Origin of the sequence: Streptomyces sp. BK340 (genome assembly GCF_007827595.1) — a bacterium.
GTDB lineage: Bacteria > Actinomycetota > Actinomycetes > Streptomycetales > Streptomycetaceae > Streptomyces.
In genome coordinates this window covers 22,194-35,486 of the sequence record NZ_VISR01000025.1, presented here as the reverse complement: position 1 = coordinate 35,486, position 13,293 = coordinate 22,194, and the positions used below count along the sequence as shown (strand labels likewise).

Genomic DNA, 13,293 nt, shown 5'->3' with positions numbered 1-13,293 from the left:
TGCGGAACACGGCCGGCGCGGGGCGTCTCCCGGGAACACAACGGCCGCCCGGCCAGGGCACTTGGCACCTGGCCGGCCGCCCGAGCACTGCCGACGGCGCGTCAGCCGGCGGCGAAGCTCTTCACCTTGTCCAGGGATCCGTTGAACCTGTCGTGGTCACCGACGGTCGGGCCCGAAGAGGTGTACTGCCACATCGTGTACGACGACCAGCCGGCCGGCAGCGTCCCCGCCGACGAGGCGTACCGGGCGACCCAGAGCGGGTTGGTGGCACCGAAGCCCGCATAGTTGCCGGTGCAGTCGCTCCACCAGCTGGTGGCGGTGTAGATGACGGCGGCGCGGCCGGTGCGGGCCTTGTAGCGGTCCAGGAAGTCGCGGATCCAGCTCACCATCCCGCTCTGGGACTTGCCGTAGCAGGCGTCGCCGTACGGGTTCCACTCGATGTCGAGCGCGCCGGGCAGCGTCTTGCCGTCCTTGGACCACCCGCCGCCCTGGTCGACGAAGTAGTCGGCCTGGGCGGCGCCGCCGGTGGTGTCCGGGGTCGCGAAGTGGTACGCACCACGGATCAGGCCGGCGTCGTAGGCGCCGTCGTACTGTTGGCTGAAGTAGGTGTTCGTGTAGTACGTGCCCTCCGTGCCCTTGGTGTAGGCCCAGCGCACGCCGCTGTTCCACAGGGTGCTCCAGGAGACGTCGCCCTGGTAGCTGGCGACGTCGACGCCTTCGGTCTGGGTCACCCGTGGGACCGACACGGGGCCGTCGTCGGTGGCGGTTTCGCCGTCGTGGGCGAGTACCCCCATGCCCATGTAGGCGCTGCCGCGCTCGACTGTGGACTCGGCCGCCGAGGGCACGGCCGCGGGGATCGACAGGGTCAGCAGGAGGCCGGTCAGTGCGCTGGCCACGGACCAGCGTGAGCGGCGGCGATTTCGGGCTATATGGCTCGTCACGGGATCCATCAGACCTGCAGGCTGACCACCCCGCACTCCGGATCCCGACCAACTACGCCATATCGGCCGGGTATTTACGCCAAGTGAGTGGCCGGGCCGTCCTACCCGCATGGTCATGGGCGGCGCCGGGCAGGCGCCGCCCATGACCGGCCGCTCCGGCGTGGGTCAGCCGTCGATGCGGTGCTGCGTCCAGAAGGAGGTCAGGTCGGTGCTCGTGGCGGCCTGGGCGGCCGCCTTGAACTCGGCCGTCGTCGAGACGCCGTACCAGTGCGCGGTCGCGTAGTCCTTCAGCAGCTTGGCCATGGCCGTGTCGCCGAGGACGCGCCGCAGGTCGTGCAGGGCGCACTTGCCGTAGCCGTAGACCACGGTGGAGTACCGGGACGAGTGCGCGTCCCAGTAGGCCATCGAGTTGGTGATCTTCTCCGCGCTGGAGGCCCAGGAGACACTGCTCCAGCAGTTGCTGCCGGTCTTGCCGAGGGCCAGGTCGGTGGCGTAGTCGGTGAAGGCCTCGTCCAGCCACGGGCTGTTGTACTCGTCGTCGCCGACGATGCCGTACCACCACTGGTGGCCGATCTCATGGGTGAGCGCCGTGGTGCTCACCAGGTCGAGGACGAAGCCGGGGTACTCCATCCCGCCGAACCAGTAGTTGTTGTCGATGACCGCGTCCAGCTCACCGTAGGGGTAGGCGCCGAAGCGTGCCGCGTGGGCGTCGACGGCGGTCTTGGCGGTGCTGAGCATCGACTGGGCGCTGGAGGAGCTGATCCCCGAGACGGAGTAGATGTTCACCGGGACGCCGCCCGGCGAGGTGCCGGAGATCTTGGTGAAGGGTCCGGCGGCCCAGGCGAAGTCACGGACCTTGGAGGCGGTGGCGGTGGTGACCGTACGGCCGCTGGAGCCCGGGGTGTCGGTGGAGGTACCGGTGGCCGGGACCAGCAGGGTGCTGGGGTGGTCCAGGGTCACCTTGAAGTCGGCGGCCAGGGAGTAGAAGGACTCGCCGTTGTTGGTGTACGGGTCCAGGTGCCAGCCCGCGCTGTCGCGCACCGCGAGGACGGGCAGGGCGTTGCCGATGAAGCTGAAGGCGCCGTCGTGCCCGAACCGGTCGGCGCCGCTGGGCACGGTGACCCCCAGGTCGAAGCCGATCGTGGCGGGCTGCCCCTGGTTCAGCGGTGCAGGCAGGGTGACCTTCAGGGCCGTGCAGTCGGCCGAGAGCGCGCCCGCGGTGCCGCCGGTGACGTTGGTGACCGTGATGGGCATCGCCGAGCAGGTGCCGTGGTAGTTGTCCCACAGCCTCAGGTACACCTCGCTGAGCGCGGTGGCGGACGCGTTGGTGAAGGACACGCTCTCGTGCCCGTTCCAGACGGTGCCGCTGGTGTCGCTGCTGAGGCTGACGGTGTAGGAGGGCGCGGCGGGGGTGCGGGTCGAGTCCGCCGGCGGCGGGGTGGTGTCGCCGGAGGTGGCGAGGGCGACGTCGTCCAGGACGAAGCTCGTCTGGAGGCTGGAGTCCTCGGTTCCGGTGAAGGACACGTTCACGGTCTGGCCCGCGAACGACGACACGTCGAACGACTTCTGCACGTAGCCGGTGTTGTCGTCGAGGTTCGAGTACGTCGCCAGCGTGGTGCTGCCGATCTTGGCCGTCAGCTTGTCGTACGCGATGGACGAGGTCGTCTCGTCGGTGTCGATGTGCAGCCAGAAGGTGAGGGTCGCGGAGCTGCACCCGCTCGGGATGGTGACGCTCTGCGAGAGCGTGTCGGTGTGGGTGCTGCCCACACCGTTCAGCCAGGCGAAGGAGGAGCCGCCGTGGGCGCTCTCGCCGGTGCGGCTGGTGATCACGCTCGACGAGGACTGGGTCCAGGGCGAGGTGCCGCTTTCGAAGCCCCCGTTGGTGACCGTCTGCGCCGGAGTGCAGGCGGCGGCCACCGGTTGCCCGGCGGGCTGGGCGGCGGCGGGGGTGGCGGGGAGGGAGAGGGCGGCCAGCGCGGCGACGGTGAGAGCACCGGCGCCGAGGGCCTTGTGGGGGGTCGGTCTCACACGCTACTCCTTTGCGGCGGCCGGGATTCCGGCCTGCTCGATGGCCGCCCGGCCGGCTGGGGTGCGCCGGGGCGGCCGCGGGGTTGGGGTTGCGCGATCGCTGTGCGGGGTGGTGCGCCGCGCCCTCATGGGGTCAGGGCGAGGACTGCCGAAAGAGTGACAGATTTGACCAGGGCATGCCAGAAGGCTCCGGAAAGTGGGTGGCGGTGCTCCTGATGACCTGAGGCGGTGCGGTGCGGGTCAGGACCGCGACGCCGGATGCGCCACGTATCCCCCGATGCCGGCGAGCACGCCCGCTGCGGCGAGCAGCAGGGTCACGGTGATGCTCACCCGCAGCAGGAGGGCGCCGACAACCGCGCCCACCAGGACCGCCGGCAGGCCGGCGGCGCGGTAGCGCTGGGCACCGTCCCCGGTCCCGCCGCCCAGGGGCGACCGCCTGATCAGAGTCACGAGGGTGCCGGTGATGAGCGTGGTGTTCAGGACCGCCCCGAGGCGCCACATCGTCGCACTGCGCATCCCCATGGCCAGCGCGATCAGCGCGGTCACGACGTAGTGGCGCGGTTCCGGATGCGCGCCGACGGGGCGCAGGCCGATCGCGGTCAGCGCCGCGGTCACGAGAAGGGCGGCCGCGAGTGCGGCCGAGGTGAACAGCCAGCGGCGCCGCCGCCCGGAGAGCGCGGCGCCCAGACGGCTGCCGACGACCGCGCCGACGCTGAACGCCATGAGCGCCGTACCGGATCCGATCGGCGAGAGCCCTTCCGCGCCGGCGAGGGAGAAGCCGAGGAAGAGGATGTTGCCGGTCATGAAGGCGGTGAAGACCTGCCCGAGGCCCAGGTAGGCCACCGCGTCGACGATTCCCGTGGCGGCCGTCACGACGAGGAGCGCCTTCGGGAGCGGATCGGGGCGGCCGGGTCGTCCGGGCATGGGCTCACCTTCCTCCGCCCCACTACACCCCGGCCGCCGGCCCCCGGCATGTCGATCTCCCCGGCGGCGGTGCGATCAGTGGGTGTCCAGGCGCATGAACACCGCTCGCAGCCGGGTGCCGTCCGGTCCCGGCCAGCCGCCCGCGACATGGCCGAGCGCTCCCTGCTCGGGCAGCGGCATGTTCTCGGGGACGGGCCGCAGGACGCGGTGGAGATGGAGGATCGTGCCGTGCGGTGCGGGGAGGTGGGTGCCCTGCTCGTCGTCGGTGGGCCGGGGTGTGAAGTCCTGCGGAGAGAAGGGCTCCCCCTCGTAGGAGCGGGTCACCTCACGGTCGGGGGTGTCGCTGATGCTCTGGGCCATCGCCTGCGCCTTGCCCTCGATCAGTGAGAGCAGTTCGGCGACCAGCACCGGGTCGTGGCAGCCGTCGTAGGCCCAGCGCTTGCCCAGCACGCCGTGCTGCATCGTGCCGACGAGCGCGTCCTCGGCCCCCTCCAGCGGCGCGCCGCGATAGGTGAGGGGGATCAGGTAGGCGGTCGGCTCGGGGGTGGAGGTGTCGGTGGCCACCATGAACTCGATGCCGACCTCGCCCTCCGGGTCGTCCAGCCGGAAGCCGCCGGACTTCGTCAGCACGGGGGCGTCCGGAGCGCCGCGGTACCAGGGCCGGGTGGGCAGCCAGGCGGTGAGGAGTTCGACCTTGGTCGGCGTGATGGTGGTGTGGTGGATGACGGCCATGCCGGTGACTCTCCTCCGTCGGGCTGTTGCGGACCCTCGAAGCCTTCCACACCGGCTGAGCTGGTCACTCCTGAGCCCCGGTCAGCGCGGGAGTCAACTCGGACCAGGGGTTGGGCGGTTCACCGGTGACCGGTCCGCAGACGGCCGCGCCGCGCTCGTGCGCGGTGCGGACGGCGAGCGGGACCAGGGCCTCGGGTACGCCGTAGACGAGATGACAGAACCGTTCGGGCGGATGGCGTGCCGTCCAGACCGGCCGGGTGAACGCCGAGACGTACGTGGACCAGGGGCCCTCGAAGGTGACGGTCAAGTCGGCGAGACGGATGTAGCCGGAGGCCGGGCCCCGGACGGCGCACCGGCGGGCCGCTGGGGCCCGCCGGGCGAAGCGCCAGTGGTCCAGACCGGATGAAGATCTGGCCCGAGGGTCCGATTCAGGTCACTCGCACCCTCCGTCCGGTTGGTCCGTCAGGCGCAGAGCACGCGCGTCTCGGGCGTGTGGACGGGTCCGGAGCCGGTGTTGCTGCCGTCGCTGAACTCGGCGCAGTACCGAGCGCGCGGAACGCGGGCCCCCGTTTGCGGAGTGGGTCGGTTCTTTGCCAGACACCGCTTTACGGCCGCCGCGCCTGCGCCGCACCCACCCCGCTTCCCGGCGCGAATGTTGCTTCCCGCTTCTGGTCCGTGAGACCTACCGGACGGTATACAGACCCAGTTGAGCGCGCGGACCGCTCTTTCAGGGCGGAGCCGTGCGATGTCACGGCCTCAGGGGGAGGAATCCATGGCGAACGACACGCATGCGCCGGGCGGGGCGAGAGGCCGGCGGCGAACCGGCGTGCTGGGGGCGGCACTGGGGGGCTGCGCCCTCGTCGCCGCGTCGACGGTGCCCGCGGCGGCACAGGGCCACGAGCTCACCTATGTCTCCCTCGGGGACTCCTACACCTCGGGCCCGCTCATCCCGCGCCAGACGGACGCCGACTGCGCCCGCTCCGACCACAACTACCCCTCGCTCGTGGCGGCGCAGCGCGAGGCGACCGTGTTCAAGGACGTGAGCTGCGCCGGGGCCACGACGAACGAGATGTGGAAGCCGCAGGGCACCGATGCCCCGCAGCTCGACGCGCTGGGACGGGACACCGACCTGGTGACGGTGCAGATCGGCGGCAACGACGTCGGTTTCGGCTCGATCATCGGCACCTGTGCCCGCCTCGGCGCCCAGGACCCGACAGGCAACCCCTGCGAACGCTCGTACAAGGCCGGGGGCTACGACCGGTTGGCGCTGACCGTTCTGGAGACCGCGCCGAAGATCGACCGGGTGCTGCGGGCCGTGCACGCCCGGGCCCCGCACGCGCGGGTGGTCCTCGTCGGCTATCCGGACCTGCTGCCGGACGACGGCAGCGGCTGCTTCCCCTCGGTGCCGTTCGGACAGCGCGACTTCCCCTACCTGCGGGACACCGAGAAGCGGCTGAACCTGATGCTGCGCCTGGTCGCCGCGTGGAACCGGGCCGAGTACGTCGACACCTACGGCCCCACGGTCGGCCACGACATGTGCAAGGCGCCCGCGGACCGCTGGATCGAGCCGCTGCAGCCGGCCTCGCCCGCGGCCCCCGCACACCCGAACGCCAAGGGCGAGGCCGCCATGGCACAGGCCGTGCTGGACCGGCTGGAGCGGGGTCGTGGCCGCGGCTGAGCACACGCGGTGACGGCGTGCGCACACCGGTGCGACCGATGAGCGCACGCCGTCGTATCTGTCGTATCCGTCGTACGGCCCTGGGCCTCAGCCGCCGAGCGCGGCCAGCACCACGCCCTTGGCCTCCTCCTGCACCCGGGCGAGGTGGTCAGGGCCGAGGAACGACTCGGCGTAGACCTTGTAGACGTCCTCGGTGCCCGAAGGGCGGGCCGCGAACCAGGCGTTGGCGGTGGTGACCTTGATCCCGCCGATGGCGGCGCCGTTGCCCGACGCCTCGGTCAGGACGCCGGTGACCGCCTCTCCGGCGAGGGTGTCGGCGGTGACCTGGGCCGGGGACAGCTTCGCCAGCAGCGCCTTCTGCTCACGGGTGGCCGGGGCGTCGATGCGGGCGTAGGCGGGTTCGCCGAAGCGGGCGGTCAGGTCCGCGTAGTGCTCGGACGGCGTCCTGTCCGTGACCGCCGTGATCTCGGAGGCGAGCAGGGCGAGGAGGATGCCGTCCTTGTCGGTGGTCCACACCGAGCCGTCGCGGCGCAGGAAGGACGCGCCGGCCGACTCCTCGCCGCCGAACCCGATGGTGCCGGCGGCGAGCCCGTCCACGAACCACTTGAACCCGACCGGCACCTCGACCAGTTGACGGTTCAGGTCGGCGGCGACGCGGTCGATCATCGTGGAGGAGACCAGCGTCTTGCCGACGCCCGCGTCGGCGGGCCACTGCTCGCGGTGCCGGTAGAGGTAGGAGATGGCGACCGCGAGGTAGTGGTTGGGGTTCATCAGGCCCGCGTCGGGGGTGACGATGCCGTGCCGGTCCGCATCCGCGTCGTTGCCGGTGGCGATGCGGAAGCGGTCGCGCTGCTCGATGAGGGAGGCCATCGCATAGGGCGAGGAGCAGTCCATGCGGATCTGGCCGTCCCAGTCCAGCGTCATGAACCGCCAGGTGGGGTCGGTGTTCGGGTTGACCACGGTCAGGTCCAGGCCGTGCTCCTCGGCGATCCGGCCCCAGTAGGCGACGGACGCTCCGCCGAGCGGGTCGGCGCCGATGCGCACGCCGGCCGCTCGGACCGCGTCGAGGTCCAGGACGTTCGGCAGGTCGCCGACGTAGGCCCCCAGGAAGTCGTACCTCCGGGTGGTGCCGGCCGCGAGCGCACGGGTGTAGGGCAGCCGCTGTACGTCCTTCAGGCCGCCGGTGATGATCTGGTTGGCGCGGTCCTGGACCCAGGAGGTCGCCTCGGAGGCCGCCGGGCCGCCGCTGGGCGGGTTGTACTTGAAGCCGCCGTCGGCGGGCGGGTTGTGCGAGGGGGTGACGACCACGCCGTCGGCCAGGCCCGAACTGCGGCCCCGGTTGTGGGTGAGGATCGCGTGCGAGACCACGGGCGTGGGGGTGTAGCCGTCCGCGCTGTCGATGAGTACGGTCACGCCGTTCGCCGCGAACACCTCCAGGGCGGTGACCTTCGCGGGCTCGGACAGGGCGTGCGTGTCGGCACCGAGGAACAGGGGGCCGTCCACGCCCTGGGCGGCGCGGTACTCGCAGATGGCCTGGCTGGTGGCGGCGATGTGGTCCTCGTTGAAGGCGGTCGCCAGGGACGAACCCCGGTGCCCCGAGGTGCCGAACGCCACCCGTTGCGCCGGGTCGGCCGCGTCGGGGTGCAGCGCGTAGTACGCCGTGACCAGCCGGGCCACGTCGACAAGGTCCTCGGGACCGGCCGGCCGGCCGGCTCGCTCGTGCGGCATGAGTCCGCTCCTCCGCATCGGTGTGATCGATCGCTCCGACCCCATCCTTCCCCGTCAGGGGGCCGGCAGGCGAGTGCGCCACCCGACGCGGGGAGCGGCGCGGGGCCGTCTGCCCCACGATCCGGTCCGCCGGTCTTCCGGCTCGGCCGCATCCGCGCGCGTGCCGTTTCCGACAGGCAGGTGTCCCCCGTGTCCGCACCCACCGTCAGGGCCCCATGGCAGCTTGCCCGTTGTGCCCGGGCCGCCGTGGCCGCGGCCGTGGTCCAGCGCCTCACGGCGCGGCAGGCCACGGCACTGGAAGCGACGCTTCCGGTGGCCGGTGCCGTGGAGCTGCCGCGCCTGTCCTGGGTCAGCCGATGTGGTAGCTGTCCCCGTAGACCTTCCAGTCCAGTGGGGTGTTCAGGTCGAGGTTGCCCTTGCGCAGGAAGACCCGCTGTTCGGTGTCGACCCTGCTGGTGTCGCTGTGCGCCTCCTCCTGCTTCATGGCCCACACCCGGGCGTCGAGGAAGGCGTTGAGGTACGTCGTCTCGTTTCCGCCCTGCGCCGGCGGCTTGGCGCTGCGCAGGGCACGCTTGCGGATGTTGCGGAAGCTGGTGGGGTCGTCACCGTCGCCGTGCATGACGATGGCGTCGTAGTAGGTGAACTGGCCGAGGGCGCGCAGCCCGTCCGCCTTGCCCTGGGCGACCGCGGGGTTGAAGTAGACACGGTCGCGTTCGTCGTTCTGCGCCTGCTGGAACGCGGAGTCCTGGGCCGCCTTGCGCCAGTCCTTGGGGTAGTCGGGGTCCAGGCCGCTGTGCGAGTCGCTGCCGTTGACCCGGCGCAGGGCCGGCAGGTACTTGGCCAGGACGTTGCCGGGCTTGCGGTCGGTGTAGAGCTGGACGAGGTCGAGCATGTCGCCGGTGCCGGAGCAGAAGCCGATGATGCCGGCGGTGTAGCCGCGGCCGTCGCCGATGTCCTCGATGTACTTGTACTGGGCCTTCCAGTCGAGCGAGGAGTTCTCCGCGCTGGAGACCAGCCGCATGGCTGTCTCCTTCTTCGCCGGGTCGTCGAGGCCGGGCGCGGCAGCCGGTGCCGCCGCGACGCGCTCGACGCCGAGCAGGGCGCCGGAGGCGACGGCGCCGAGGACGGCGACGACGGTCCGGCGGGAGAGACGGGCGGAGACTGCCGATTCGCGCTCTGTGTGCTCCACTAGGACTCCAAGTAGGGGTGGGGGGTGGGAGGTTGGTCCGTACCGGCACTGGTAGGAAAGTTTCCTATCAAACACCGAGGGGGCCGGTAACCCGTCTCGGGAGAAGTTCGTAGGATCGAACAGCACGGCCGTACCGTGCCGGATTCAGAAACCGGACCGCTCAATGCCATGCGAGGCAGCGGTTGGACTTACGAATCATGAAGGCGCAGGGTGGACGAGCCCCTTCGCACACGAAGGGCACCCCCCTACGGCACCACCCGGAGACGACCCGATGAACCACGTCGCGGACCCCGACCGCTACAACGGCACCATGCGCTACCGCCGCACCGGCCGCTCGGGACTGGACCTCCCGCTCCTGTCCCTGGGCTACTGGCACAACTTCGGCGACGACCGCCCCTTCGAGACGCAGCGCGAGATCGCCCTGCGCGCCTTCGACCTCGGGATCACCCACCACGACCTGGCCAACAACTACGGTCCGCCGTACGGAGCGGCCGAGATCAACTTCGGCCGGCTGCTGAAGCAGGACCTCGCGCCGTACCGGGACGAGCTGGTGGTCTCCACCAAGGCCGGCTGGGACATGTGGCCCGGCCCCTACGGGCAGGGCGGCGGCTCCCGCAAGTACATGCTGGCCTCACTGGACCAGTCCCTGCGCCGCATGGGCCTGGACTACGTGGACATCTTCTACTCCCACCGGCTGGACGCGAGCACGCCGCTGGAGGAGACGATGGGCGCGCTCGACACGGCCGTCCGCCAGGGCAAGGCGCTGTACGTCGGCATCTCCTCCTACGACTCCGAGCGCAGCCGCCAGGCCGTCGCGATCCTGCGCGAGCTCGGCACCCCGCTGCTGATCCACCAGCCGTCGTACAGCATGGTCAACCGCTGGATCGAGACCGACGGCCTGCTGGACGCGGCCGAGGAGGAGGGCTTCGGTGTCATCGGGTTCACGGCACTCGCCCAGGGCCTGCTGACCGGCCGCTACCTCGACGGCGTGCCCGAGGGCTCGCGGGCCGCGGCCGGCACGTCGTTCGACCGGGCATGGCTGACCGAGGACATGCGGCAGCGGCTGCGCTCCCTGAACGACATCGCCGCCCGGCGCGGGCAGACCCTGGCCCAGATGGCGCTGGCCTGGGCACTGCGGGACGAGCGGGTCACCTCGCTGGTCATCGGCGCCTCCCGCGTCGAGCAGCTGGAGCAGAACGTGGCCGCGCTGGAGAACCTCGACTTCAGCGCCGAGGAACTGGCCGAGATCGACAAGTACGCCACCGACGGCGGTGTGGACCTGTGGCGGGACGCGCGGCTGGGCAATCTGGGCTGAAGCGTGGCACGCAGTGACACCCGTCACTGACATAAGAGAAAAAAATAGGACATAATGGAAGCAGTCCGGCCCCCGCCTCCGCGATCTCAAGGAGCCGCTTCCCGCATGGCCTACGGAGCCCACCACAGTCCCTTCCCGTCCCCGCACCCCGACCTGCGTCTCGCCCGCGACTGCACGCAGTGCCTCGGATGGGGAACCGTCGTCACCCGCGACGGGGACCACGCACTGTGCCTCAGCTGCCAGCCCGACCAGGGGCACGGCGAGAACGGCCTCCGCTCCGCCTCGTAACCCGCTCACCCCCCTGCCCACCCGGAACCCTGCGACGGCCATTTCGCCGTCAGGTCAGGCTTCCGGTAATGGTTTCACCAAGAAACCTGCGAATGGGGCGGGGGGCGGCCATGGGTGCCGCACGCACGAGTACGACACCGTTGCCGGGCATCGGTGTCCGGTACGACCTCACGACCCGGCAGCGGCGCCGGCCGTCGGTGGTGGCCCGTCGCGACGGGCCGAGAACGCTGAGCGCCTACCGCGGTGACGATCCCGACGCCTGCGCGCTGTCCGTCCGGCTCACCCGCGGGGAGGCGGAGGCGCTGGCCGAGGCGCTGAAGCCGACACACCACAGCCCGAACCTGCTGTCCATACACCACCGAACTGGGTCTGGTGGCCGAGCGGGCCCGGCTGTCCGCCACGTCGCACTGGAACGGGCGGCTGCTCGGCGACACCCGGATGTGCACCGAGACACCGGCGTGTCGATCGTGGCCGTACTGCGACCGGCCGAGGCGATCCCCTCTCCCGGCTTCCGGCTGGCCGGCGGGGACACCCTGATCATGATCGGCACCCGTGAGGGCGTCGACGCGGCCGCCGCGATACTCGGCCGGGAGCGAGGCGGATGCACTCCTCCGCGGTCTTCCTGATCGAGTTCGGCGCGATCATCCTGGCCCTCGGACTGCTGGGCCGGCTGGCCGCGCGCCTGCGAGGTCGTCAAGGAGCAGTCGGCGCCCTGGACGGTCTCCAGCTGGGGGACGTCGTACACGTACACGAACCTCTCGGACCACTACCCCTTGCGGGCGTACGCGGGATGGGAGCCCTTCGGTGTGTCGTCGCCGACGGGCTCGTGCCCCCCGCGCAGGGCGGAGGCGAGGGCCGAGACCAGGGCCATGCCGGCGGCGACCCCGAAGACGATGCTCAGGCCGTGGTGGAAGGGGCCGGAGACCAGCTGCGGGAAGAAGGTGTGACCGGTCAGGGTGGCGCGCTGGGCTGCCGTCAGGTGGGCCGGCGTGCCGCCGGAACCGAGCAGGTGGCCGATGGGGTTGTTGCCCAGGAAGGTCGCGAAGAGGGTGCTGACCGGGGGCAGTGAGGCCACCTCGTGGGCGGTGCCGGCGGGCACGCCGTGTGCCTGGAGCCCGCTGCTGAGCGTCGACGGCAGCGAGGAGGCCAGCCCGGAGACCATCAGCGAGAAGAAGACGCCGATGGACAGGGCGGTGCCCGAGTTCTGGAAGGTGGAGCGCATTCCGGAGGCCACGCCCCGGTAGCGGGCGGGGACGCTGCCCATCACGGACGAGGTGTTGGGCGCGGAGAACATGCCCTGGCCGAAGCCGTTGAGGAACAGCAGCGCGGCGAACGGGCCGTACGCGAAGTTCACGGGGAGCGCCAGCAGGCCCAGGAAGGAGCCGGCGACCACGATCAGGCCGGCCGTGGAGAACAGGCGGGCGCCGAACCGGTCCGAGAGGTACCCGGAGACGGGGCCGGCGATCAGGAAGCCGAGGGTCAGCGGCAGCATGAAGATGCCGGCCCACAGCGGGGTGTCCTCGAAGTCGTAGCCGTGCAACGGCAGCCAGATGCCCTGCAGCCAGATGATGAGCATGAACTGCAGCCCGCCGCGGGCGATCGCGGTCAGCAGGGCGGCCAGGTTGCCGGCGGCGAAGGCCCGCACCCGGAACAGGGACAGCCGGAACATCGGTTCGGCGACCCGGGTCTCGGCCACGCAGAACACGAGCAGCAGGAGGACGCCGCCGATCAGGCCCGCGAGCACCCAGGGGTTGGTCCATCCGGTGGCGTGGCCGCCGTAGGGCTGGATGCCGTAGGTGATGCCGGCGAGGAGGATGCCGGCGCCCGTGGCGAACGTGATGTTGCCGAGCCAGTCGATCCGGCCGCGTCCGCCGGCCGCGGTCTCGCGCAGGCTGAGGTACGACCAGATCGTGCCGGTCACGCTGACCGGGACGCTGACCCAGAAGACGGCACGCCAGTCGACAGCGGCCAGCAGGCCGCCGGCGAGCAGGCCGAGGAACTGCCCGGCGAGCGCGGTGATCTGGTTGATGCCGAGGGCCATGCCGCGCTGCCGGGCCGGGAAGGCGTCGGTGAGGATGGCGGCCGAGTTGGCGGTGAGCATGGAGCCGCCGAAGGCCTGCACGATGCGCCACAGGATCAGCCACAGGGCGCCCGCGCCGGCCCGGAACGGGTCGAGGGACAGCGCGACGGAGGCACCGGCGAAGACCAGGAAGCCGAGGTTGTAGATGCGGACCCGGCCGAACATGTCCCCGAGCCGGCCGAGGACGACGACCAGCACGGCCGAGACCAGCAGATAGCCGAGGATCATCCACAGCAGATAGCCGATGTTGCCCGCGGCGAGCGGGTCCAGGCCGATCCCGCGGAAGATCGCGGGCAGCGAGATGATCACGATGGAGGCGTCCATCGTGGCGATCAGGACGCCGAGTGTGGTGTTGGACAGGGCGACCCACTTGTAGCCGGGTCCTGGTGG

Annotated in this window: 10 protein-coding genes and 4 pseudogenes; 6 read left to right on the top strand and 8 right to left on the bottom strand. The window is 71.1% G+C overall.

Going from position 1 to position 13,293, the window contains the following annotated elements:
- Nucleotides 1–101 precede the first annotated feature (101 nt).
- From FB157_RS33950 to FB157_RS33930, 5 genes and pseudogenes are all read right to left on the bottom strand, one after another.
- Nucleotides 102–950, bottom strand: coding sequence for a lysozyme (locus FB157_RS33950; RefSeq protein ID WP_145884515.1), 849 nt, complete (start codon nucleotides 948–950; stop codon nucleotides 102–104).
- Nucleotides 951–1,106: 156 nt separating this feature from the next.
- Nucleotides 1,107–2,969: a M1 family aminopeptidase gene (locus FB157_RS33945; RefSeq protein ID WP_145884514.1), complete on the bottom strand. Its 1,863-nt coding sequence runs from the start codon at nucleotides 2,967–2,969 to the stop codon at nucleotides 1,107–1,109.
- 240 nt (nucleotides 2,970–3,209) lie between these two features.
- On the bottom strand, nucleotides 3,210–3,893 hold the full coding sequence (locus FB157_RS33940) for a YoaK family protein (protein ID WP_145884513.1): 684 nt from the start codon (nucleotides 3,891–3,893) through the stop codon (nucleotides 3,210–3,212).
- A 75-nt stretch (nucleotides 3,894–3,968) separates the two neighbouring features.
- Nucleotides 3,969–4,625 carry a maltokinase N-terminal cap-like domain-containing protein gene (locus FB157_RS33935; protein WP_145884512.1) on the bottom strand — a complete coding sequence of 219 codons (657 nt, stop codon included), beginning with the start codon at nucleotides 4,623–4,625 and terminating at the stop codon, nucleotides 3,969–3,971.
- A gap of 64 nt (nucleotides 4,626–4,689) precedes the next feature.
- A pseudogene (locus tag FB157_RS33930) lies at nucleotides 4,690–4,962 on the bottom strand (hypothetical protein); the annotation flags it as partial.
- 435 nt (nucleotides 4,963–5,397) lie between these two features.
- Between FB157_RS33930 and FB157_RS33925 the strand changes: the two are divergent.
- On the top strand, nucleotides 5,398–6,303 hold the full coding sequence (locus FB157_RS33925) for an SGNH/GDSL hydrolase family protein (protein ID WP_186581815.1): 906 nt from the start codon (nucleotides 5,398–5,400) through the stop codon (nucleotides 6,301–6,303).
- A gap of 87 nt (nucleotides 6,304–6,390) precedes the next feature.
- Here the strand turns inward: FB157_RS33925 and pgm are convergent, their stop codons facing one another.
- A complete protein-coding gene (pgm, locus tag FB157_RS33920; protein ID WP_145884511.1) occupies nucleotides 6,391–8,031 on the bottom strand; it encodes a phosphoglucomutase (alpha-D-glucose-1,6-bisphosphate-dependent) in 1,641 nt (546 codons plus the stop codon).
- A 349-nt stretch (nucleotides 8,032–8,380) separates the two neighbouring features.
- Nucleotides 8,381–9,220 carry a chitosanase gene (locus FB157_RS33915; RefSeq protein WP_145884510.1) on the bottom strand — a complete coding sequence of 280 codons (840 nt, stop codon included), beginning with the start codon at nucleotides 9,218–9,220 and terminating at the stop codon, nucleotides 8,381–8,383.
- A gap of 271 nt (nucleotides 9,221–9,491) precedes the next feature.
- Between FB157_RS33915 and mgrA the strand changes: the two genes are divergently transcribed.
- From mgrA to FB157_RS49725, 5 genes and pseudogenes are all read left to right on the top strand, one after another.
- A complete protein-coding gene (mgrA, locus tag FB157_RS33910) occupies nucleotides 9,492–10,535 on the top strand; it encodes an L-glyceraldehyde 3-phosphate reductase (RefSeq protein ID WP_145884509.1) in 1,044 nt (347 codons plus the stop codon).
- Between the two features lie 105 nt (nucleotides 10,536–10,640).
- On the top strand, nucleotides 10,641–10,823 hold the full coding sequence (locus FB157_RS33905; protein ID WP_145884508.1) for a hypothetical protein: 183 nt from the start codon (nucleotides 10,641–10,643) through the stop codon (nucleotides 10,821–10,823).
- A gap of 110 nt (nucleotides 10,824–10,933) precedes the next feature.
- Nucleotides 10,934–11,449: pseudogene (locus FB157_RS33900) on the top strand (cation:proton antiporter regulatory subunit).
- Nucleotides 11,425–11,559: pseudogene (locus tag FB157_RS49730) on the top strand (cation:proton antiporter); the annotation flags it as partial. The pseudogenes FB157_RS33900 and FB157_RS49730, both read left to right, overlap by 25 nt.
- Nucleotides 11,510–11,614, top strand: a pseudogene (locus FB157_RS49725) (sphingomyelin phosphodiesterase); the annotation flags it as partial. The pseudogenes FB157_RS49730 and FB157_RS49725, both read left to right, overlap by 50 nt.
- Here FB157_RS49725 and FB157_RS33895 read toward each other — a convergent pair.
- A complete protein-coding gene (locus FB157_RS33895; RefSeq protein ID WP_261386720.1) occupies nucleotides 11,590–13,227 on the bottom strand; it encodes an MFS transporter in 1,638 nt (545 codons plus the stop codon). The pseudogene FB157_RS49725 and the gene FB157_RS33895 sit on opposite strands and share 25 nt — an antisense overlap.
- Nucleotides 13,228–13,293 lie beyond the last annotated feature (66 nt).